This window comes from Salicola sp. AFF1 (assembly GCF_056783195.1).
The window spans coordinates 14,647-35,536 of record NZ_JBXAYL010000007.1 but is presented as its reverse complement, the minus strand read 5'-3'; the positions used below and the strand labels follow the sequence as shown (position 1 = coordinate 35,536).

The 20,890-nt window shown below is 61.2% G+C and carries 20 protein-coding genes; 5 read left to right on the top strand and 15 right to left on the bottom strand.

Annotated features, from left to right (window positions below):
• Positions 1-51: 51 nt before the first annotated feature.
• The 7 genes from nqrF to AC1RQI_RS06190 all read right to left on the bottom strand — a co-directional run bounded on the left by nqrF (position 52) and on the right by AC1RQI_RS06190 (position 7,575).
• A complete protein-coding gene (nqrF, locus tag AC1RQI_RS06220) occupies positions 52-1,278 on the bottom strand; it encodes an NADH:ubiquinone reductase (Na(+)-transporting) subunit F (RefSeq protein ID WP_416634319.1) in 1,227 nt (408 codons plus the stop codon).
• A 36-nt stretch (positions 1,279-1,314) separates the two neighbouring features.
• On the bottom strand, positions 1,315-1,923 hold the full coding sequence (gene nqrE, locus AC1RQI_RS06215; RefSeq protein ID WP_416634318.1) for an NADH:ubiquinone reductase (Na(+)-transporting) subunit E: 609 nt from the start codon (positions 1,921-1,923) through the stop codon (positions 1,315-1,317).
• Positions 1,923-2,588 carry an NADH:ubiquinone reductase (Na(+)-transporting) subunit D gene (locus tag AC1RQI_RS06210; protein ID WP_481904076.1) on the bottom strand — a complete coding sequence of 222 codons (666 nt, stop codon included), beginning with the start codon at positions 2,586-2,588 and terminating at the stop codon, positions 1,923-1,925. Before AC1RQI_RS06210 ends, nqrE begins: the two co-directional genes overlap by 1 nt.
• Before the next feature lie 3 nt (positions 2,589-2,591).
• Entirely contained in the window at positions 2,592-3,392 is an 801-nt protein-coding gene (locus AC1RQI_RS06205) for a Na(+)-translocating NADH-quinone reductase subunit C (RefSeq protein ID WP_481904075.1), read from the bottom strand.
• On the bottom strand, positions 3,379-4,587 hold the full coding sequence (locus AC1RQI_RS06200) for an NADH:ubiquinone reductase (Na(+)-transporting) subunit B (protein WP_481904074.1): 1,209 nt from the start codon (positions 4,585-4,587) through the stop codon (positions 3,379-3,381). Before AC1RQI_RS06200 ends, AC1RQI_RS06205 begins: the two co-directional genes overlap by 14 nt.
• Positions 4,588-4,590: 3 nt before the next feature.
• The gene (locus tag AC1RQI_RS06195; RefSeq protein ID WP_481904073.1) at positions 4,591-5,946 is read right to left on the bottom strand and encodes a Na(+)-translocating NADH-quinone reductase subunit A; all 1,356 of its coding nucleotides are present in this window, start codon (positions 5,944-5,946) and stop codon (positions 4,591-4,593) included.
• A gap of 144 nt (positions 5,947-6,090) precedes the next feature.
• The gene (locus AC1RQI_RS06190; RefSeq protein WP_416634313.1) at positions 6,091-7,575 is read right to left on the bottom strand and encodes a glyceraldehyde-3-phosphate dehydrogenase; all 1,485 of its coding nucleotides are present in this window, start codon (positions 7,573-7,575) and stop codon (positions 6,091-6,093) included.
• 174 nt (positions 7,576-7,749) lie between these two features.
• Between AC1RQI_RS06190 and mfd the strand changes: the two genes are divergently transcribed.
• Both mfd and AC1RQI_RS06180 read left to right on the top strand, forming a co-directional pair.
• Complete coding sequence (gene mfd, locus AC1RQI_RS06185; protein ID WP_481904072.1) at positions 7,750-11,250, top strand: transcription-repair coupling factor; 3,501 nt, start codon at positions 7,750-7,752, stop codon at positions 11,248-11,250.
• Positions 11,251-11,261: 11 nt separating this feature from the next.
• Positions 11,262-12,068 carry a CsiV family protein gene (locus AC1RQI_RS06180; protein ID WP_481904071.1) on the top strand — a complete coding sequence of 269 codons (807 nt, stop codon included), beginning with the start codon at positions 11,262-11,264 and terminating at the stop codon, positions 12,066-12,068.
• 29 nt (positions 12,069-12,097) lie between these two features.
• Here AC1RQI_RS06180 and AC1RQI_RS06175 read toward each other — a convergent pair whose 3' ends face one another.
• The 6 genes from AC1RQI_RS06175 to AC1RQI_RS06150 form a co-directional block, all read right to left on the bottom strand.
• Positions 12,098-12,850 (bottom strand): S-methyl-5'-thioinosine phosphorylase, encoded by a 753-nt coding sequence (locus AC1RQI_RS06175; protein ID WP_481904070.1) that lies wholly within the window; start codon positions 12,848-12,850, stop codon positions 12,098-12,100.
• Positions 12,843-14,006, bottom strand: coding sequence for a mechanosensitive ion channel family protein (locus tag AC1RQI_RS06170; protein WP_481904069.1), 1,164 nt, complete (start codon positions 14,004-14,006; stop codon positions 12,843-12,845). Before AC1RQI_RS06170 ends, AC1RQI_RS06175 begins: the two co-directional genes overlap by 8 nt.
• Positions 14,003-15,028, bottom strand: a complete 1,026-nt coding sequence (nagZ, locus tag AC1RQI_RS06165) for a beta-N-acetylhexosaminidase (RefSeq protein WP_416634308.1) — start codon at positions 15,026-15,028, stop codon at positions 14,003-14,005. The genes AC1RQI_RS06170 and nagZ overlap by 4 nt, the downstream gene beginning before the upstream one ends.
• A 39-nt stretch (positions 15,029-15,067) precedes the next feature.
• Complete coding sequence (locus tag AC1RQI_RS06160; RefSeq protein WP_481904068.1) at positions 15,068-15,556, bottom strand: L,D-transpeptidase family protein; 489 nt, start codon at positions 15,554-15,556, stop codon at positions 15,068-15,070.
• Positions 15,557-15,558: 2 nt separating this feature from the next.
• On the bottom strand, positions 15,559-16,233 hold the full coding sequence (locus AC1RQI_RS06155; RefSeq protein ID WP_481904067.1) for a TetR/AcrR family transcriptional regulator: 675 nt from the start codon (positions 16,231-16,233) through the stop codon (positions 15,559-15,561).
• A 63-nt stretch (positions 16,234-16,296) separates the two neighbouring features.
• Positions 16,297-17,283 carry a hypothetical protein gene (locus tag AC1RQI_RS06150; protein WP_481904066.1) on the bottom strand — a complete coding sequence of 329 codons (987 nt, stop codon included), beginning with the start codon at positions 17,281-17,283 and terminating at the stop codon, positions 16,297-16,299.
• Positions 17,284-17,434: 151 nt separating this feature from the next.
• Between AC1RQI_RS06150 and AC1RQI_RS06145 the strand changes: the two genes are divergently transcribed.
• Positions 17,435-17,857 (top strand): CBS domain-containing protein, encoded by a 423-nt coding sequence (locus AC1RQI_RS06145; protein WP_481904065.1) that lies wholly within the window; start codon positions 17,435-17,437, stop codon positions 17,855-17,857.
• Positions 17,858-17,870: 13 nt separating this feature from the next.
• Positions 17,871-18,494 carry a riboflavin synthase subunit alpha gene (locus AC1RQI_RS06140; protein ID WP_481904064.1) on the top strand — a complete coding sequence of 208 codons (624 nt, stop codon included), beginning with the start codon at positions 17,871-17,873 and terminating at the stop codon, positions 18,492-18,494.
• 18 nt (positions 18,495-18,512) lie between these two features.
• Here AC1RQI_RS06140 and gcvT read toward each other — a convergent pair whose 3' ends face one another.
• Entirely contained in the window at positions 18,513-19,637 is a 1,125-nt protein-coding gene (gene gcvT, locus AC1RQI_RS06135; RefSeq protein WP_481904063.1) for a glycine cleavage system aminomethyltransferase GcvT, read from the bottom strand.
• 112 nt (positions 19,638-19,749) lie between these two features.
• Positions 19,750-20,385 (bottom strand): helix-turn-helix domain-containing protein, encoded by a 636-nt coding sequence (locus tag AC1RQI_RS06130; protein WP_416634301.1) that lies wholly within the window; start codon positions 20,383-20,385, stop codon positions 19,750-19,752.
• A 106-nt stretch (positions 20,386-20,491) separates the two neighbouring features.
• On the opposite strand from AC1RQI_RS06130, the gene gcvH reads away from it, so the two are divergent.
• On the top strand, positions 20,492-20,884 hold the full coding sequence (gcvH, locus tag AC1RQI_RS06125) for a glycine cleavage system protein GcvH (protein ID WP_416634300.1): 393 nt from the start codon (positions 20,492-20,494) through the stop codon (positions 20,882-20,884).
• Positions 20,885-20,890 lie beyond the last annotated feature (6 nt).

The window sequence follows — 20,890 nt, the reverse complement described above, 5'->3', positions numbered from 1 at the left end:
AGACCAAGACTGCAACCAAAAACACCCGGCCGAAGCCGGGTGTTTGCGGGGTCAGCCCCCGAAATCGTCCAGTGCGATGTTCTCATCCTCAACGCCCATATCCTTGAGCATCTTGATGGTCACCGCGTTCATGATAGGGGGGCCACACATGTAATACTCAATGTCCTCGGGCGCCTCATGATCCTTGAGATAATTCTCGTACAGGACGTTATGAATGAACCCGACATCCCCTTCCCACTCATCCTCAGGAAGCGGATCAGACAGCGCGACATGCCATGAGAAGTTATCGTACTCCTGTTCGAGCTGGTTGAAGTCATCCACATAGAACATCTCGCGCCTGCTTCGCGCGCCATACCAGAAAGTAATCTTCCGGTTGGTGTTGAGGCGCTTCAGCTGGTCAAAAATGTGCGCCCGCATCGGAGCCATGCCGGCACCGCCACCAATAAAGCACATTTCCGCATTCGTATCCTTGGCAAAGAATTCGCCAAAGGGCCCCATCACCGTCATCTTGTCGCCCGGCTTCAGGGCGAACACATAGGACGACATCTGCCCCGGCGGATGATTGGTGCCGGGCGGCGGCGTCGCAATCCGGATATTAAAGCGCAGCTCGCCCTTCTCCTCCGGATAGTTCGCCATCGAGTAGGCCCGGACAATGTCCTCTTTCACAACCGACTTGATGTCCCAGAGCCCATGCTTGTCCCAGTCCTCGTGGTACTCTTCCTCAACGTCAAAGTCCTTGAAGTGGACTTCGTGTGGCGGTGCTTCAAACTGCACGTAACCACCCGCACGGAACTCAACGTTTTCGCCTTCAGGCAGATCCAGGATGGTCTCTTTGATAAAGGTTGCCACGTTATGGTTGGAGCGCACCGTGCACTCCCACTTACGCACGCCGAAGAACTCCTCCGGAACCTCAACCTTCATATCCTGTTTGACAGGCACCTGACACGACAGGCGCCATCCCTCACGCTGCTCCCGCGGCGTGAAATGGTTCTTTTCCGTCGGCAGCACGGCGCCACCGCCTTCATGAACCTTGCACACGCACTGGCCGCAACTGCCGCCGCCGCCACAGGCGGAGGACAGGAAGATGCCCTGTTCCGCCAGTTTACCCAGCAGCTTGCCACCGGCCTGTGCCTGAAAGCTGTGCTCAGGGTCGCCATTGACCTCGATTTCGATGTCACCGGAACTGACCAGTCGCGCGCGCGCACCAAGGATGATCGCGACCAGCGACAGGACAATCACGGTGAACATCACCACGCCCAGTAGGATTTCTGTAACCATGATTCCGCCTTCTGCCTTGAATCCGAATACGCCGCTTTACAGCGAGATGCCCGAGAAGGACATGAAACCGAGTGACATCAGTCCCACGGTAATGAATGTGATACCCAGACCACGAAGTCCGGCCGGAACATCACTGTATTTGAGTTTCTCCCGGATCCCGGCCAGAGCGACAATCGCCAGCGCCCAGCCCACACCGGCACCAAAGCCGTAGGCCAGGCTCTCACCAAACGCATAGTCCCGCTCAACCATGAACAGGGACGCGCCAAGAATCGCGCAGTTCACCGTGATCAGCGGCAGGAATACCCCGAGTGCACTGTAGAGTGCCGGCACATACCGATCCAGGAACATTTCCAGAATCTGCACCAGCGCGGCGATCACCCCGATATAGGTGAGCAGTCCCAGGAAACTCAGGTTCATGTTGGGCAAGCCCGCCCAGGACAGCGCCCCATCACGCAACACATAGTTGTAGATCAGGTTGTTCACAGGCACTGAAATCGTCAGCACCACCACTACGGCGATGCCCAGCCCCAGGGCTGCTTCCACCTTCTTTGAGATGGCAAGAAACGTGCACATCCCCAGAAAGAAAGCCAGCGCCAGGTTCTCAACAAAGACGGCCTGGAGAATGAGACTGATATAGTGTTCCATCAGAACGCCTCCCGTACTTTATGGGGCTGCATCTCGAACTCTTCCTCCTCGACCTGATCCGGGTCCCAGGTCCGCACGGCCCAGATGAAGAATCCGATCAGGAAGAAGGCACTGGGCGGCAGCAACATCAGGCCGTTCGGAACATAAAAACCACCTTCACTGGCGAGCGGCAGCACCGTAAAGCCCATCCAGGTTCCCGCACCCAGGATTTCCCGGAAGGTGGCCACCACGATCAGGATGACGCTGTAACCCACTCCGTTACCGAGACCGTCCACGAAGCTCAGCCAGGGCCCGTTCTGCATGGCAAAGCCCTCGGCGCGGCCGAGGATGATGCAGTTGGTGATGATCAGTCCCACGAAGACTGAAAGCTGCTTGCTGATCTCATAGGCAAAGGCCTTGAGAAACTGGTCCACCACGATAACGAGGGAGGCAATGATGGTCATCTGGACAATGATGCGGATACTGCTCGGGATCTGGGTACGGATCAGAGAGACCGCAACGTTGGAAGCACAGGTGACCACAATCACGGATGCACACATCACCAGGCTGACGGTCACGCTGGAGGTTACCGCCAGCGCCGAACAGATCCCCAGGATCTGGAGTGCAATCGGGTTGTTGTGGAGTATGGGTCCAAAAAGGACGTCTTTGGTTTTCAGTTCCGCCATGGATCAGATCTCCCCGTTGCGCACCTTGGCGAGAAAAGGCGCATAGGCCCGTTCGCCAAGCCAGAAATTGATCGTGCTCTCAACGCCCCGGGACGTCAGCGTTGCCCCGGAAAGCGCATCGACCTTGTGTTCACGGCCGTCGGCATTCTCGCCTACACCGCCCTTGATCAAACGAAAGTTGGGGTTCTCCCAGTTGCCTGGTTCATAGATCTTTTTGCCCTTCCACTTGGCCACCCAGTCGGGACTCTGGATCTTGGCGCCCAGACCGGGCGTCTCGCCATGCTCATAGAAGCGTAGACCGGCAACCGTGTTCGCATCGCCTTCCAGGGCGAGGAAACCGTACATTGTTGACCAGAGCCCGTAACCATGAATCGGCAGCACCACCCGTTTCACCGTCCCATTGTCTTTAAGCACAAAGGCCTTGCGATAGGTGGCCTGGCGATTGATCCCGGCGGGGTCTTTCTTCAACCCTTCGGAAATATCCGGATTCCGGGAGGCCCTACGCATGTCATAGGAGGCAGCGGATTCCGCGTCAACCTTTTCCGGGGATACAAGCTCCCCCGTTCCCATTTCCACGAGGAGCACCTCGAACCGGTCAAAGGCTTCCGCGACCCGTTGATTGGAAGCATCGGCCTCCACCACACCGGCGGCGGCGAGCATGTTGGAACGGGTGCTCAGCGCCTCATTGCGTTCCTGCGCCGGACGCAGCGTGACCGCTGCGCCCGAAACGATGACTGAGAAGACAATGCTGAGCGTTACGGCAACGATCAGGATCTTGCTGACGGTATCGTTAGACTGCGACACGGGCCTGCCTCCGCTTGATGTTCGCCTGAATGACTAGGTGGTCGATAAAGGGCGCGAACAGGTTCGCGAACAGGATCGCGAGCATCACGCCCTCCGGGAACGCCGGATTCACGACCCGGATCAGTACCGTCATCACGCCGATGAAGATGCCAAACACCCAGCGCCCTGTATTGGTCATGGATGCTGACACCGGATCCGTCGCCATGAACATCATGGCAAAGGCGAAACCGCCCAGTACAAAGTGCCAGTGTGGCGGGACCTCGAACATGGGATTGGTGTCGGAGCCCACCGCATTGAACAGCAGCGAGGTGCCAATAAGCCCGATCAGGGTACCAAACACAATGCGATAGCTCGCAATCTTCATCAACATCAGAACGGCACCGCCAATCAACACCATGAACGTTGAGGTCTCACCAATGGAGCCCTGCATGACGCCCCAAAAGGCATCAAACCAGGTCAGGTGATCACGCAGCCCCTCCATACCATCGGAAGCGGCTACGCTGAGCGCCGTGGCACCGCTGAAGCCATCCACCGCGGTCCAGACCTCGTTCCCCGAAATCTGGGCGGGATACGCAAAATACAGGAAGGCCCGGCCGGTCAGCGCCGGATTCAGGAAGTTCTTGCCGGTACCTCCAAAGATCTCCTTGGCCACCACCACGCCAAAGGTGATCCCCAGCGCCACCTGCCACAGCGGAATGGTTGGCGGCAGGATCAGCGCGAACAGTATGGAGGTTACAAAGAAGCCCTCGTTGACCTCGTGCTTACGCACCGTTGCGAACAGCACTTCCCAGAAACCGCCTACCACAAAAGTCACGAAATAGATGGGAACAAAATAGGCCGCGCCGAAGATGATGTTATCCCAGATACTGCCGGGATCATTCCCCGCCAGCGCCGAGATGAAAGCGGCTCGCAGTCCCTCGTCCGCCATCGCCATGCCCTGCTCGGCAAGGTAGCTGTTGGCCTGAAAGCCAGCATTCCACATACCGAAGAACATGGCCGGGAACACACAGAACCAGACGGTGATCATGATCCGCTTGAGATCAATGCCGTCCCTCACATGGGCATTGGTGCGTGTCACAGACGGTGGTGTGTAGAAAATGGTATCCACCGCTTCGTAAAGCGCATACCAACGCTCGAAGCGTCCGCCCTTCTCGAAGTGCGGCTCAATCCGGTCAAAAAACTGTCTCAGCCCCATGATTCAGCCCTCGATCTCGATGCGCGTCAGGTTCTGCCGGAGAATCGGCCCGTACTCATACTTGCCGGGGCACACAAAGGTGCACAACGCCAGGTCTTCCTCGTCGAGCTCCAACGCCCCGAGCTGCTGAGCCTGTTCAGTGTCCTGAATGATCAACGAGCGCAGCAGCTGGGTCGGCAGAATATCGAGGGGCATCACCTCCTCGTAGACGCCGATGGGGACCATGGCCCGCTCGGAACCATTGGTGGTGGTCGTCAGGTTGAACCGCTTGCCCGGCATCAGTTTCGACAGATAGATATTGAGCCGGGAGAACCGATTCGGACCGGGTGACAGCCACCCCATGAAGTAACGGCGATACCCCTCTTCAAGGGCGGTGATCTGGGTTGCCGTGCGCGCCAGGTAGTTGACGGGGCCGCGCGCGGCGCGGCCGCCGAGCACGGAGCCGTTCACCAGCCGGATGTCCATGTCCCCCTGTTCAAGCTCGCCTTCCAGAAGCTCTTCCAGGTTGGCACCAATGCGGGTACGCAGCAGCCGCGGCCTGGCCGCGCAAGGCCCCGAAATGGCCACGATCTGTTCGGTCGGAAGCATTCCCGTGGTAAACAGCCGGCCAATGTCCATGACATTCTGATAGCCGACTGTCCAGACCACTTTCTCACCCCCTACGGGGTCGATGAAGTGGATATGGGTCCCTACGTTACCGGCCGGGTGGGGGCCATCAAAGGCGTGCTGCTGGAACTGGTTGCCCTCTGGCACCGGAACACGGGTCGTGGCTCCCCCGCACAGATGCACGGCACCGCCTGTCAGCCGTGACAGTACCCGCAGGCCGTTCTCGAAGGCCTCCGGATCCTCGTTGATGATGGTCTGGGGATCCGGCGACAGAGGATGGGTATCCATCACCGATACAAAGATCGAGTGGGGCTCCGGCGCATCGATGGCCGGTACCTTGCTGTAGGGGCGGGTCCGCAGCACCGTCCACATCCCGGAGTTGACGAGATTGTCCACCACGTCCTGACGGGCAAGTCCCTCTATCTCGGAAGCGCTGTAGCGGGTGAAAGTCTCAGCCTCTTCGTTGTCATCCACCTCGATGACCAGGGACTGGAACACGCGCCGTTCGCCGCGGTTGATTTCCCGGACGGTACCCCCGGCCGGAGCTGTGTAGACAACACCTTCGTTTTTCTTGTCAGTGAAGATGAGCTGCCCGCGCTTGACCTGATCCCCTTCCCTTACCTTGAGGGTCGGCTTCATGCCGTTATAGTCAAAACCGCTAAGGGCAACATGCCGCACAGGCCGCCCTTCCTCAATGGTCGGCTCGGGCGCGCCAGTCATCGGAAGATCGAGGCCTTTCTTGATCTTGATCATTCGCTTTGCCCAATCAGAACTGGATGGAGTGAAAAACCGGCCCAATTATAGAGATACCGGGCCCAGGATTCCACACAGAACCGGCCCGCAGCGCCTACCCCTTAGGTAGGAGACGCTCGCGGGCCGGCTGTGCAGCGGAGCTGATCAGTGATCCGCGGCGGTCCCGCGCTCCGGGAAGATGGGGAAGGACATTCCGGCCATTTCGCTCACCAGCCGGATGACCTGGGCACTGTAGCCCGCTTCGTTATCATACCAGACGTAGAGGACCACCCGATTGCCGCTGGCGATTGTTGCCTGGCCGTCCACCACACCTGCATGGCGAGATCCCACGAAATCCGAGGACACCACTTCAGGGGAGCTCACATAGTCCACCTGCTTCTGCAGATCGGAATGAAGCGCCACATCCCGCAGGTATTCGTTGACCTCCTCGCGGCTCGCAGCCTGGTCCAGATTCAGGTTCAGGATGGCCATGGAAACGTTCGGCGTGGGCACCCGGATGGCATTACCGGTCAGCTTGCCGTCCAGATCCGGCAGAGCCTTGGCAACCGCCTTCGCGGCCCCGGTTTCCGTCAGCACCATATTCAGTGGTGCGCTGCGCCCGCGGCGCTCAGCCTTGTGGTAATTGTCGATCAGGTTCTGGTCGTTGGTATAGGCATGGACGGTTTCCATGTGTCCCTCAACGATACCGAACTGGTCGTTGATCGCCTTGAGGACCGGGGTGATGGCATTGGTGGTACAGGAAGCCACGGACAGGACCCGGTCCTCCTCGGTGTAGAGCTCGTTATTGATGCCCGGGACAATGTTCTTGATGTTGCCCTTGCCGGGCGCCGTCAGAACCACGCGGCTCACGCCCCTGGACTCCAGGTGCAGCCCCAGGCCTTTGTCGTCACGCCACTTACCGGTGTTATCGATGACAATGGCGTTGTCGATGCCGTACTGGGTGTAATCCACCTGATCCGGCCCATCGGAATAGATCACCTTGATGTAGTTGCCATTGGCGATAATGGCCGAATTCTCTTCATCCACGGTGATGGTGCCGCGGAAGGAACCGTGCACGGAATCACGGCGCAACAGGCTGGCCCGTTTTTCCAGATCGTTCTCGGCGCCGCCCTTGCGCACGACAATGGCACGCAGGCGCAGGTTGTTGCCGCCCCCCGCCTTTTCGACCAGGATGCGTGCCAGATAGCGGCCGATCCGGCCAAAGCCATAGAGGACGATGTCCTTGGTTTCGCTTTCACTTGCCTGCCGGGCTTCTTCATCGTAACGATCAACCACCGGCCCAACGGCGTCGCGCAGGAAGTCTTCCAGGCTCTGTTCATCGCGAACCCGGTTGTACTGGTTCGCAAGCTTTCCGATGTCGATGTGCGCCTGCCCAAGGTTCAGGCGATCCAGCGTCTCGAGAATCGGATAGGTATCGTGAACATCCAGCTCTTCCGCCTCGATCTGGCGCACGAATCGGTGTGCCTTCAGGATGTTGATGACCGACTGATTGATCAGCGCGCGCCCATAGATGGACGTCACCACGTTATTCCGGCGATACAGGCGGCCGATCAGCGGAATCATGGATTCGGCGATGGCTTCACGCTCGGTCCAGTCGGAAAAATAGCGGTTGAGTTGCTCCTGGCTCACGATCAGGGTCCTCTGAAACAGGGTGTATGTCGGGTCATGGCCTCTGCCCTTATGCGGGCGGGCGTATTATCCAGCTTAAGGCGCCCGGGCGCAATCAACGCCACCACGCCGGGGTGGCAGGCCTGGCGCCTCGGCCTTAGAATGACGCCTCCGCACACTGACTATGCAGCGCTGATGAACCAGACCGATACCGAGCAGCCCCCGCTTCTGCCCGCCGCTCCACCCACTCGCGGAGGTGACCACCGCCACTGGGGATCACTCCCCGGCAGCGCCCGTTCCCTGGCCATCCTGGAGGCCAGCCGGCAATTCGCCGGCCTGACCCTGGTGATCACTGGCAGTTCCGACGAGGCCCAGACGCTGGCCCAGGAGCTGGCCTTCTATCACGACGAGCAACAGGATGATGCCCTGCTCTCGCTGCCAGACTGGGAGACGCTGCCTTACGACATGTTCTCGCCCCACGAGGCAATCATCTCCCAGCGGATACGGACCCTGCACCAGCTTCCCAGCATTCAGCGGGGGCTGCTGGTGTTGCCGGCACGCACGCTCATGCACCGCCTGCCGCCACCGTCGTTCACCGAGGGCAATACCCTGTTGCTCGCTACCGGCGACCCGCTGCCCATTGATGACTGGCGCCAGCGGCTGGAAGCCGTTGGTTACCGGCACGCGGACAACGTTCAGGAGCACGGCGAATACGCGGTTCGCGGCTCGATTCTGGACATCTACCCCATGGGAGCCGACCTCCCCTACCGCATTGAACTCTTCGATGACGAAGTCGAGACCCTCCGGACCTTTGACCCGGAAACCCAGCGTTCCATCGACCAGGTCGAGCGCATCGAACTGCTACCGGCCCATGAATTCCCCTGGGACGAGCGCTCCCGTCAGCGCTTCCGCAACCGCTGGAACGAGGCGTTTCCGGAGGCACCGCGCGAGGCGCCCGTCTATCAGGACGTAGCAGCCGGCATCCGGCCTCCGGGGATCGAGTATTTCCTGCCGTTATTTTTTGAAGAAACCGCCACCCTGTTCGACTACCTGCCGGACCATTCCCTGGTACTGACGGATCCGGAGCTCCATAGCGCGCTGGAGCATTTCCAGGCAGAAGTGGATGAGCGCTACGAGGAACGCCGCTACGACCGGTACCGTCCCATTCTGCCCCCCAAGCAGGTATTCCTGCGGACCGAGGAGTGCTTCCATCACATTCGCCAGCTTCCGCGTATCACCTGGTTTGCGGAACAGCAGCCGGAAGCGGCGGGTGTCTCCAACATGCCATGCTCACCACTGCCGGACATCGCATTGGACGCCCGCGCCGAAGACCCGCCGGCCAAACTGCGTAACTTCATGGACCAGTGGGGCCCCCGGATCCTGTTTGCCGCCGACTCCGCCGGCCGCCGCGAGGCGCTGCTGGAACAGCTCCGCCAGTATGGGTGGCAGCCCCAGGAGGTGGCCAGCTGGCAACAGTTCCGCGCCGAGGATGAATCCGTTGGGTTGTGCACCGGCCCCCTGGAACATGGCGCCTGGCTGCAAGAGGCCGGCCTGTGCATCATTGCCGAGGCGGAACTCTACGGCCAGCGTGTTATGCAGCGCCGGCGCCGCCAGCGTGCCACGGACTCGGACGCCGCGGGCAGCATAAGGGACCTGTCCGAGCTGCGCATCGGCGCGCCCGTGGTGCATATCGACCATGGTATCGGTCGCTACCAGGGCCTCCAGACCATCGACGTGGACGGCCAGCCCACCGAATTCCTCACACTGGAATATGCGAACGGCGCCAACCTCTACGTCCCGGTCTCCAACCTGCACCTGATTTCCCGCTATAGTGGCGTGGACGACGCCACCGCCCCGCTGCACAAGCTGGGATCGGAAAAATGGAACCAGGCCAAGCAGAAGGCGCTGGAAAAGGTCCGGGACACGGCCGCCGAGCTTCTGGACGTCTACGCGCGACGGGAGGCCAGCCAGGGCTACGCCTTCCCGCAACCGGACGAAGCCTACCGCTCCTTCTGCGCTGAGTTCCCGTTCGAGGAAACCCCGGACCAGATGGCCGCCATTGAAGCCGTGGAACAGGACATGGCCAGTAAACGCCCCATGGACCGCTTGATCTGCGGCGACGTCGGCTTCGGCAAGACGGAAGTCGCCATGCGCGCGGCTTTCCTGGCCACTCATTCCGGTAAACAGGTCGTGGTACTGGTTCCAACCACCCTTTTGGCCCAGCAGCACTACGACTCCTTTCGGGACCGGTTCGCCGAGACCGGGGTGCGAGTGGAACTGCTGAGCCGTTTCCGCAGCCAAAAGCAGCAGCAGGCAACCATGGCGCGTGCCGCCGAAGGGGAAGCCGACATCATTATCGGCACCCACAAACTGCTCAAAGGCGAGCTCAACCTGCCCAGCCTGGGCCTTGCGATCATTGACGAGGAACACCGCTTCGGGGTCAACCAGAAGGAAAAGCTCAAGCAGCTGCGTGCCCAGGTGGATGTGCTCACACTGACCGCCACCCCCATTCCACGCACCCTGAACATGGCCATGGGCAACCTGCGGGACCTGTCCATCATTGCCACGCCGCCGGCGCGACGGCTGTCGGTCAAGACCTTTGTGCGGCGGCGCGAGGACGCCCTGGTCAAGGAGGCCATACTGCGGGAAATCCTGCGTGGCGGTCAGGTCTACTACCTGCATAATGATGTGGAATCCATCGAACGCCTGGCCGAGGACGTCCGCAAGCTGGTGCCGGAGGCGCGCGTGGGCGTGGCGCACGGGCAGATGCGCGAGCGCGAGCTCGAGCAGATCATGTCCGACTTCTACCATAAGCGCTTCAACGTGCTGGTGTGCACCACCATCATCGAAACGGGCATCGACATCCCCAGCGCCAACACCATTCTCATTGAGCGCGCCGACCGCTTTGGGCTGGCACAGCTCCACCAGCTCCGGGGCCGGGTCGGGCGATCCCATCACCAGGCCTACGCCTACCTGCTCACGCCCGAAGGCAAGAAGGTCACCGGGGATGCGGAGAAACGCCTGGATGCCATTGCCGCGGCCCAGGACCTGGGGGCCGGTTTCATGCTCGCCACCCACGACCTTGAGATCCGTGGCGCTGGCGAGCTGCTGGGTGACGACCAGAGTGGCCAGATCCAGGGCGTTGGCCTGACGCTCTACATGGAGCTGCTGGACGAGGCCGTGAAGGCCATCCGTGAGGGGCGTACCCCCAATGCGGACCTGCCCATCCGCCACGGCACCGAAATCAACCTTCGGATTCCCGCGCTGATCCCGGAAGACTATCTACCGGATGTCCACCAACGCCTGATTCTCTACAAGCGTCTGGCCAGCACCCAGAGCCAGGAGCAACTGAAGGAACTCCAGGTGGAAATTATCGACCGCTTTGGACTGCTGCCGGAACCGCTGAAGAACCTGGTGCGCCAGACCGGGCTGCGGATCCGGGCCGAGGCTCTGGGCATCAGCAAGGTGGACGCCGGTGGCCCCTGGGCTACCATGGCGTTCAACGCGGATACCCGTGTGGACCCGCTGGTACTGGTGGAGCTGGTCCAGAGCGCCCCCTCCGATTACGCTCTGGAGAGCGGCAACCAGCTGAAGTTCCGGCTGAACGGCGAGACCGCGGATGATAGACTCAATGAGCTGGACCGTTTCCTGACCCACCTGGAAGAGCGCGCCACCACCAGCCAGGAAAGCCAATGAGGAGATCTGCCGTGCCAAGTCGCGGAACCTGTCACATCCTGGTCAGCATCCTAGTACTGTGTGCGGTCGCCATGCCGGCGGCCAGCGCGGACCTGTACCGGGTGGAACTGCTGCTGTTCGAACGCCTGAACGGCCACCCTGAACAACTGCCTGATCCCCATAAGCCCGCCCCCCTGCCGGACAATGGCGTCCCGCTTTGGGTGAGTGATGACTCCCCCCACCATTCAACACTTCCGAAAGGAGCGACCCTGGGGGAGGCCAGCGGGGCGGCGCAACTGATTCCTCAAGTTCGTCAGATCCAGTCCCTGCCACGGAACGCACTGCGGCTGGGCAATATCGCCTGGGCCCTCGAGAACGACGCCAACTACCACCTGCTGGCGCTGACCGGCTGGAAGAATGCCTTCCCGGACGGCTACAAAGGGCCGCCGCTGCTCGTGGACCTGGCCTCGGACAAGGACAACAGAGAGCGGATTCAGGGAACCCTCTGGATCGAACGCCAGCGCTACCTGCATGTGAAGGCCGCACTCCACGACACCCAGCGGCGGGAACCAGCGCTGGACGTGGCCCCGATACCAAGGAGGCCAATCGCCTCAGGGTTGATTCTGCCGCTGCCGCGCTACCTGGCCCCTGAAAGCCCGGCATTCAGCGAAACAATAACCCTGCTGCGGGAAAACCGGCGCATGCGCAGCGAGGAAGTGCACTACCTTGATGCCCCCACCTTCGGTTTGGTGGTCTATTTCGACCCGGTCACCAACAAAGACACGAAGGAGAAGGACAAGCAGAAAGAGCAGCAGGACGAGGAAGAAGCCAGCAGCTGACGTGTAGCCCCCGCCTAACCAACCGGAGGTTACGCCGGGCTGAGGCAGGCCTCCAGCACCTGGAGCACCTGATCGATGCCCGCGTCCAGGTTGGCGCGTATGTCATCCATGGTGATCACGTCGCTGGTTTTACCCGCCGCCCAGTTCACCACCAGGGCGAGACAGGCATAATCCAGCTCCGCCTCGCGGGCCAGCAGGGCTTCCGGCATGGCCGTCATCCCCACGATATCGGCCCCATCACGCTCCAGGCGCCGGATTTCCGCCGCTGTCTCCAGCCTCGGCCCCTGGGTGCAGGCATAGACCCCCTCCTCGTGAAGCACCACCCCCCTGGCCGCGGCCGCCACCTGAAGGGCCTTGCGTACCGACTCCGAGTAGGGCCAGGTGAAATCCACATGGACCGGGTGCGCCAGATTGTCCTCGTAGAAGCTGGGCGCCCGCCCCCAGGTATAATCAATGAGCTGGTCCGGCAGTACCAGGCTGGCAGGCGTCATGGCCGGGTGAATCGCCCCCACCGCGTTAACCGCGATGACCCGGTCAACACCCGCCTGCCTCAGGGCATCAATATTGGCCCTGTAGTTCACCCAGTGGGGTGGAATCCGGTGCGGGTCACCGTGACGGGCCAGGAAAGCCACACGCTGCCCTCCCAGGCGCCCCAGCCGAAGCGGGGCGGAGGGCTCACCCCAGGGCGTTTCCGGCATCCAGGTTTCATCAACCTCCAGACCCTCAATCGCCGTCAGACCGGTGCCGCCGATGACGCCCCAAAGCGTTTCTCTGTCATCCATTTACTGATCCACCTGCATTCATTGGGCGTTGTTCTCCACCTTCCGTCACGACCCCCTCGCCGACCAGTGCCTGAGGCCCCTCGCCAGCAACGTGGAGAGTACGCGTGGGAAAGGCAACCTCCGCACCGTGCTCCCGAATGATACCGCTGATCCGTAGCATGACATCCTGCTTCACCTTCTGGTACTGCACCCACTCACGGGTATGGGTGAAGGCATAGATCATAATGTCCAGGGAGGAGGCGTTGAAGGCCGTGAAATTGACGATCAGGAACTGATGGGCATCGATCCCTTCATGGCCTTCCAGCATGGCCCGGATATCGCTCACGATCGCGTCGACCACGTCCACATCGTCATAACGCACCCCGACCATCTCGTAGATGCGGCGATTCATCATCCGGGAGGGATTCTCTACGGAAATGGTTGTAAAAATGGAGTTGGGCACATAGAGCGGCCGCAGCTCAAAGGTCCTGATCCGGGTCACGCGCCAGCCGATATGCTCCACGACCCCCTCAATACTCGCATCCGGTGAGCGCACCCATTCGCCCACCTTGAAAGGCTTATCCATGTAGACCACGGCGCCCCCGAAGAAGTTGGCCAGTAGATCCTTGGCCGCGAAACCCACCGCAACACCGCCGACGCCACCAAAGGCCAGGACCCCGGAGATGCTGTACCCCAGGTTCTGGATAATAACCAGCCCGGCCACGATGAACACGGAGATACGGGCCAGCTTACCGACCGCCGAGACCGTGGTGTAATCCATGGGCTCGGGGACCCGGTTGGACACCAGCAGTTCCTCGGTCCCCTGAATAAACCGCAGCAGCGCCCACACCAGCAGCACTATGAAGCCAAACTTCAGTCCCAGCCGATTGAGCTCAAGCAAGTTGACAGCGTAGAAGCGGGCCCCGACCTCCGAGGCGCAATAGAGGCCAAGCAGCCACATGTACCAGTACAGTGGCCGCCGTGCGGCGTGGATCAGAATGTCATCCCAGAGGTTACGGCTCTTGCGCAGCTTTCGCTCAATCGCCCGGGTCAGCCACCAGACGCCATACGCTACGACATAGGTAGCCAACAGAATCGCCGCCACCCAGAGCAAGCCCTGAAGCTTGGGCGCCACCCCGAAACCAGCCAGCCATTGCTCCAGGTATGAAAGGGTCACGCTGGCCCCTCATCAAGCATGCGCAGTAACGCCGCGCGGGTATCGCGATACCGCGCCGTACTGCGAAAGGCCCCGCGTGGCCCGGGCAAAGGCTTGCCACGGAGCGAGACCAGACCCGCCGACGCACGGGTGCCTGCCTCCCTGAGCCGTGCGGCGACGGCATCGGCGGCGTCCGGGTCATTACAGACCAGCAGCAGATCACAGCCGGCATCAAGCGCCGCCTGGGCCCTGTCGGGTGGCTCCCCCGCAACAGCTGCCCCGGCCATGGTGAGATCGTCACTGATCACCACGCCGCGGAAACCGACCTCACGGGACAACACGTTCTTCAGCCAGAACGATGAAAAGCCGGCAGGCTGATCATCCACCTCGGGATAGACCACATGGGCCGGCATAACCGCATCCAGCTTATCCGCCAGCTCGCGGAAAGGAACCGCGTCCTGCTCCAGGATCTGTTCCAGGCTACGCTCATCGCTGGGCTGTTCATGATGGGAATCCGCCGCAATGGCGCCATGCCCGGGGAAGTGCTTGCCCACGGCCGCCATGCCCCCCTCATGCATCCCGTCAATCCAGGCACCAGCAAGCTCCGCCACTACCTGGGGATCGGCATGAAAGCTGCGGTCCCCGATAACGCTGGAAACGCCATAATCCAGGTCCAGTACCGGCGCGAAGCTGAAGTCCACATCCATATCCCGCAGTTCGGATGCCATCAGCCAGCCAGCGGCGTAAGCAACGGCGCGCCCGCCTGCGGCATCCTGCTCCCAGGCCTGGCCAAAGCTGCGCATGGGCGGCAACCGGGTCAGCCCGGATTCGAAACGCTGCACACGCCCACCCTCCTGATCCACACCGATCAGGATGCGCGGACGGATCTGACGGATGGACTGCACCAGCCCCCGTAACTGGGCCGGTGACTCGTAATTCCGGGCAAACAGAATAACGCCGCCCACCGCTTCATGGGCAAGTCGTTCGCGCTCGGGGGCGCTCAGCCGGGGCCCCTCGAGATCGATCATCAATGGTCCGCTCACTGGGCCTCCCTAACGGCACAAGAACGGCCCGGGCAGGCCTCAGTGAACAATAACGGGCGTGCCCGGGCGTATCCATTCCCAGAGCTGAAGAATGTCATCATTGCGCATCCGGATACAACCATGGGACAAGGGCTGCCCCATGGGTTCCGTATCCGGTGTGCCATGGATGTAGATGAATCGGCGCATGGTATCAACAGAGCCCCCGCGGTTATACCCGGGCTCATTACCACAAAGCCACACAATCCGGGTCAGTATCCAGTCCCGCCCCGGATACTGGCCGTGAAGCTCGGGGGTCCAGACCTCGCCCGTGGGGCGCCGCCCCCTGAAAACCGCCCCCCTCGGCTGGCCGCCACCGATACAGGCCCGGACGCGGTGGCGCCCCAGGGGCGTCCCCCCGGAACCATCCTGTTGGGCGGCTCCAGCACTGGCCGTGGAAACGCGGTAACACAACCAGGGACCATCCCTGGTGTGAAGCGTCATGAGCTGATGGGCCAGCGCCACCTCAATCCGGTCAATGGCACGCGTCATATTCAGGCGCTCCTGTCGGGATCCCCCATGTTACTACCATCCACACTATGCGCCTGCATCCCCGCCGCCAGGAAGGGAACAAGCTGGTCCACAATCTCCTCTGTTGGCGTTTCCACGCCCAGCTTGTTCCACAGGATCTCGGTGAGCGCATCGCTACTGGAAAGCGTAAACGCCGTCGCCCCCAGGATGAACTGGTTGCGCCAATAGCGCTCTACCGCCGTAAGCTCCGGCGTGGCATTCTTCAGAAGGCGCATGAAACGCCCAAAGGTATGACTGTATTCCGATTCAAGGAAACGGCGTAGGTGCCCCTGGGACTGGGTGTAGGCCAGCCCCTGCAGGCGCATATAGATGGCGATGCTGCGGTCATGCTGACGCGGCATCTCGACCAGGGTACGGGTCAGCACCCGCAGCACCGATTCCAGATCCGGCGGCTCCGGGGCCGCCTCCGCCTCCAGGCGATCAAAGGCCTCCTCCAGCGCAATGCAGAACGGTGTCAGAAAGCGCGCGAACACCGCCTGGATCAGCGACTTCTTGGAGCCGAAATGGTAGTTGACCGCGGCCAGGTTGACCCCGGCCTTACCCGTGATCATGCGGAGAGAGGTTTCAGAGAAGCCTCTCTCGGCAAACAGCTCCTCCGCTGCATCCAGAATTCTGTCCACTGTATCCGACTGCGCCATGGGATCCCGCTCAAACATCCGACCAAACAATTGTTTGAAACATACGTTTGAGTCTCAACCCTGTCAAGATGAACCCTCAGGCGGGTTCGGCGCATCATGCTGCGGAGCCACTCTGGAGGTGGTCCCCCCGGCACTGCCGGCCTGAGCATGGTCGGCCTCTTGTGTGTCAGTCCCGTAATCCGGCTCTGGTACCGGAACCAGACTGGAATCGGTCGCCTCAGCGGTCGCATCCAATGGTTCCGCGCCCCCTTCATCCAGCATTTGCTCATAGGTGCGCAGATAATCGTCCCGCAGACGGTTATAGGCCTTTTCCGCTTCCAGCGCAAAGATAAGGTACAGTTGAGCCTGCGCCCGGTTACGGATACTGTCCACCAGCTGACCCTTCTCGGAAAGACTGTAGAGGCTGGTAAAACGGGTGCGGCGCAGCGCCGGATTGTACTCAGCAAGGGGCCGGCACGCCGCGGCCAGGCCAATAGGCCCCTCCAGGTTTTCCACATGCTTGCGCGCGCGCTGCAACAAGCGCCGCCGTTTCAACAACAGATCCATGTAGGAGGGCCTTTGGGTAAACACATGGCGCACTCCTGGCAGCCCCCAGAGCGCCACCAGCGCCAGCGCCCCAAAAGCCCCGCCCCCGACCAGTGCGGGCACCAGGTTCCCGGTGCCCGCCAGCACCACTGACGCCAGAACACTCAGAAGCAGAAGCCAGCTGTCGCGCCGCCGGCGCGCCAGATTCAGCTGATGGTGGTCCGGCCAACCAGGCATGGCCAGGATATCGAAATCAAGCAGCAATAACCGCTCGCAGTCATGGAGCAGCTTGCGCCGGCGCTGCTGACGATAACGCACGGCCTCAAGCGCCGCCTGCTGGGCCGCTTCCGCCTCCGCATCCGCGGTTTCTTCATCACCGCTCCCCGCCTCCCCGGCGGCGCCCTGGCCCGGACTTTCCGAAGCGTCGGGCGTTGGCCCGTCCGGAGATTCCGGCTCGGGTACCGGCTCCAGTCGACCACCGGGGTGAACCCGGGGCTCCTCCGGCGGTTCGGGCTGCTGCGCCATGCCACTCTCCGCGTTTATATCCCATTACGGGTTAACGGCTGTTGCCGCCGGCTCTTGAGTTTGCAGTGCCTTTCGCTAGTATGTCTTTGCAGCGTAGCGTATTCTGTTTCATCCTGAAGCTACCGAACAAACTGTTACAGAGGCATGCCCCATGACAACCGCCCCGAAGATACTGGTTCGCGATTACATGCGCTCGCTGTCACTCTGGTTCGCACCGTCCGACCCGATCGAAAAAGTGGCGGCAACACTCGTGAAACAGGAGGAGCTGGGCGCCCCGGTTCTGGACGAGCACAAGCGGCTCATCGGCTTTGTCACCGAGCAGGACTGCATTAAGGAAATGCTCAACGACTCCTATTACGCTCAGGAACACCAGCTGGTGAGCGACGTCATGTCCCGGCGGACCGTTTCCATCAACCCGGACGCGGATGTGGCCCACCTGGCCGAAGAGATGACTGGCGCCAAGCCCAAGATCTACCCAGTGGTCGAAGACAACCGGGTCATTGGGGTCATTACCCGGGGTGATGTCCTGCGGGCGCTGAGCCGTGTACGCAACAGCAGCCACGGACACACCTAAGCGGGACACCAGCATGTTTACGGGAATTGTTCAGGGCATTGCCCGGGTGGGAACCGTAGAGCGCCTCGCTGGCCTGCACCGGATCCGCCTGGATTGCCCGGAAGGTTTTATTGGCGGTATTGGGATCGGCGCCTCGGTGTCGGTCAACGGCGCCTGCCTGACGGTCGTCGAGGCCTGGCCGGAAAGCGACCAGGCCACATTCGACGTCATGATGGAAACACTCAGGGTCACGACCCTGGGAGAGCTGCAGGAAGGCGATCCGGTCAACGTCGAACGCGCCGCCCGTATCGGCGATGAGATTGGCGGGCACCTGCTTTCCGGACATGTCCACTGCATGGCAACTGTGGCCCGGATTGAATCCCCGGAGAACAATCGGCGCATTGCCTTCACTGTACCGCAGGAATGGCGGCCCTACCTTATCAACAAGGGCTATGTTGCGGTTGATGGAGCCAGCCTGACCATCGCGGAGCTGACCGGCGATGGCTTTGCCGTCTACCTGATCCCGGAGACACTCAGGGCCACACGCTTCCATACACTGGGCAAGGGCGATCACGTCAATATCGAGATCGACCACCAGACCCAGACCATCATCGATACCCTCAAACGCCTTGACCTGGTACCGCACGGGGCCAATTGACCCCGTGCTCCACCCCTTCTAGCGCTGATACCCGGGCTTCAGGAAGGGCATGGCGGTCACCGTCATGGTCCGGCGCTTGCCCCGCACATCCGCTTCTACAGCGGTGCCTTTCTCCGCCAGATCCGTACGCACGTATCCCATGGCGATGGGCGCGCCCACGCTGGCGGCAAAGTTGCCGCTGGTGACTTCGCCAATGGGCTCATCACCACCTTCAGCGTAAAGCACAGCGCCTTCACGCACCGGCGCCTTGCCTTCGGCCAACAGCCCAACGCGCTTGCGCTCGATAGCCCCATCGCGCATCTGCTGGAGAATTCGTTGCGCCCCCGGGAAGCCACCCTCGCGCTCGCCACCAATCCGGCGAGGCTTGCCGATGGCCCATCCCAGCGAGGCCTCCACCGGCGTCGTTTTCGTGGTAATGTCGTGGCCATAAAGACAGAGCCCGGCTTCAAGGCGCAGTGAGTCCCGGGCCCCGAGCCCTACTGGCTCAACGCTGTCGTCTTCCAACAGACGCCGTGCCAGGGTTTCCGCCACATCGGCGGGCACCGAGATCTCATAGCCATCCTCTCCGGTGTAACCGCTGCGCGAAATAATGGCTGGGCTGTCGAGCAGCGTCATGGGCCTGTTGTCCATGAACTTCATATCCCGAACCTCGGGCTGTAGTTTCGCCAGAGCCTCCTCGGCTTTCGGGCCCTGAAGGGCGATCAGGGCCCTGTCGGTCATCTCGGTCAGGCTCACTCCGCTCGGCAGACCAGCACGGAGATGGGCAATGTCCTCGGACCTGCAGGCCGCGTTCACCACCAGGTAGAAGCCCTCTTCGTGGCGGCTGATCATCAGATCATCCAGAACCCCGCCATCCTCGTTCGTGAACAGGCCATAACGCTGGCGATTCACACCCAGCCCGACCAGGTCCGCCGGAATCATGGCTTCCAGGGCTTCCGCAATACCCTCGCCGCTGAGCCAGACCTGCCCCATGTGGGAGACATCAAAAAGGCCCGCCGCCTGGCGCGTATGAAGGTGTTCCTGCTTGATGCCAGCGGGATACTGCACCGGCATGTTGTAGCCCGCGAAGGGCACCATACGGGCACCCAGTTCCTCGTGAAGAGCCGTCAGCGGCGTTGTCCGCATTGCCTGATCGTTCGCCATGAGCCTGTTTCTCCTGTTGCTGTTGCAGAGCCGGTGCCACTCGCGGCTCCAGTCCGGCTGATAATGGGTTGCCCCATGATGCCGCATTTCCAATCGGAAACAAAGTTTCCCGTCAGGCGGTCACCCAGAGCACTTCCGCGTCATCGTCACTCACGGAAACCAGCATATGGCCCATGGTGCAGTCGTAATAGGCACTGTCGCCTGCATCCAGACGTACTGGCTCGTAAAACTCCGTATAGAACAGGATCGCGCCCGTAAGCACATAAAGGAATTCCTCGCCATCGTGGCGAATCCATTCCGGAAAATCCGAGAAAGCCCGCGCGCGCACCCGTGTTGTGAAAGGGACCATCTTCTTGTGGCTGAGATCCGTAGCCAGTAGCTCATGCTCATAGGTAACGGTCGGATGGGGCCTGCCCTCACCCCGGCGCGTAACGTCACGCCGGCCAGACGGCTGGGCACTGTTGCTGGGCTCGGTGAACAGCTGGGGCAGATCAATGCCCAGCCCGGTCACCAGCTTGTTCACGACCGAGAACGTAGGCGAAATCTGCTCATTCTCAATCTTGGACAGCGTTGAACGCGCAAGCCCCGTCAACTTGCTGGCCTCCTCAAGCGTCAGGCCCTGGCCCAGCCGCAGGGACCGGACCCGCTCGCCCAGCCGCAAGGGCTGCAGTGTGGCTTCGGTTTCGCCGCGCTGAACCTGGAGGGTCTCATGCAGCGGCTCACGCATGTTCTCGCTGTCCTCGGCCATGATTCGCGTGTTTCCTATAGGAAATTTACGTTGTTTGTGGGAAAATCCGTTGTTAATCTAACACACACAGCTTCACAACCACATCATCATGCAAGAGGACGGAGCGATGACAGCAACGCCCGAGGAACTTCTCTATACGCCAAGCCACGAATGGATCCGTGACAACGGTGACGGCACCGTAACCATGGGCATCACCGACCACGCACAGGATCAGCTCGGCGATGTTGTCTTCGTGGAGCTCCCCGAAGCCGACCAGAGCTTCGCCAAGGGCGATGAGCTGGCGGTCGTGGAGTCCGTCAAGTCCGCTTCCGACATCTATGCCCCCATCAGCGGCACCGTCGAGAGCGTGAACGAAGCGCTCGAGGACGCGCCCGAAACAGTGAACGAACACTGCTACGGGGACGGCTGGATGGTCCGCATCAAGCTGGATAACCCGGACGAACTCTCCGAACTCCTCTCGGCCGACCGCTATCAGGAGCTGGTCGCCGACGAAGCCTGACCCAGG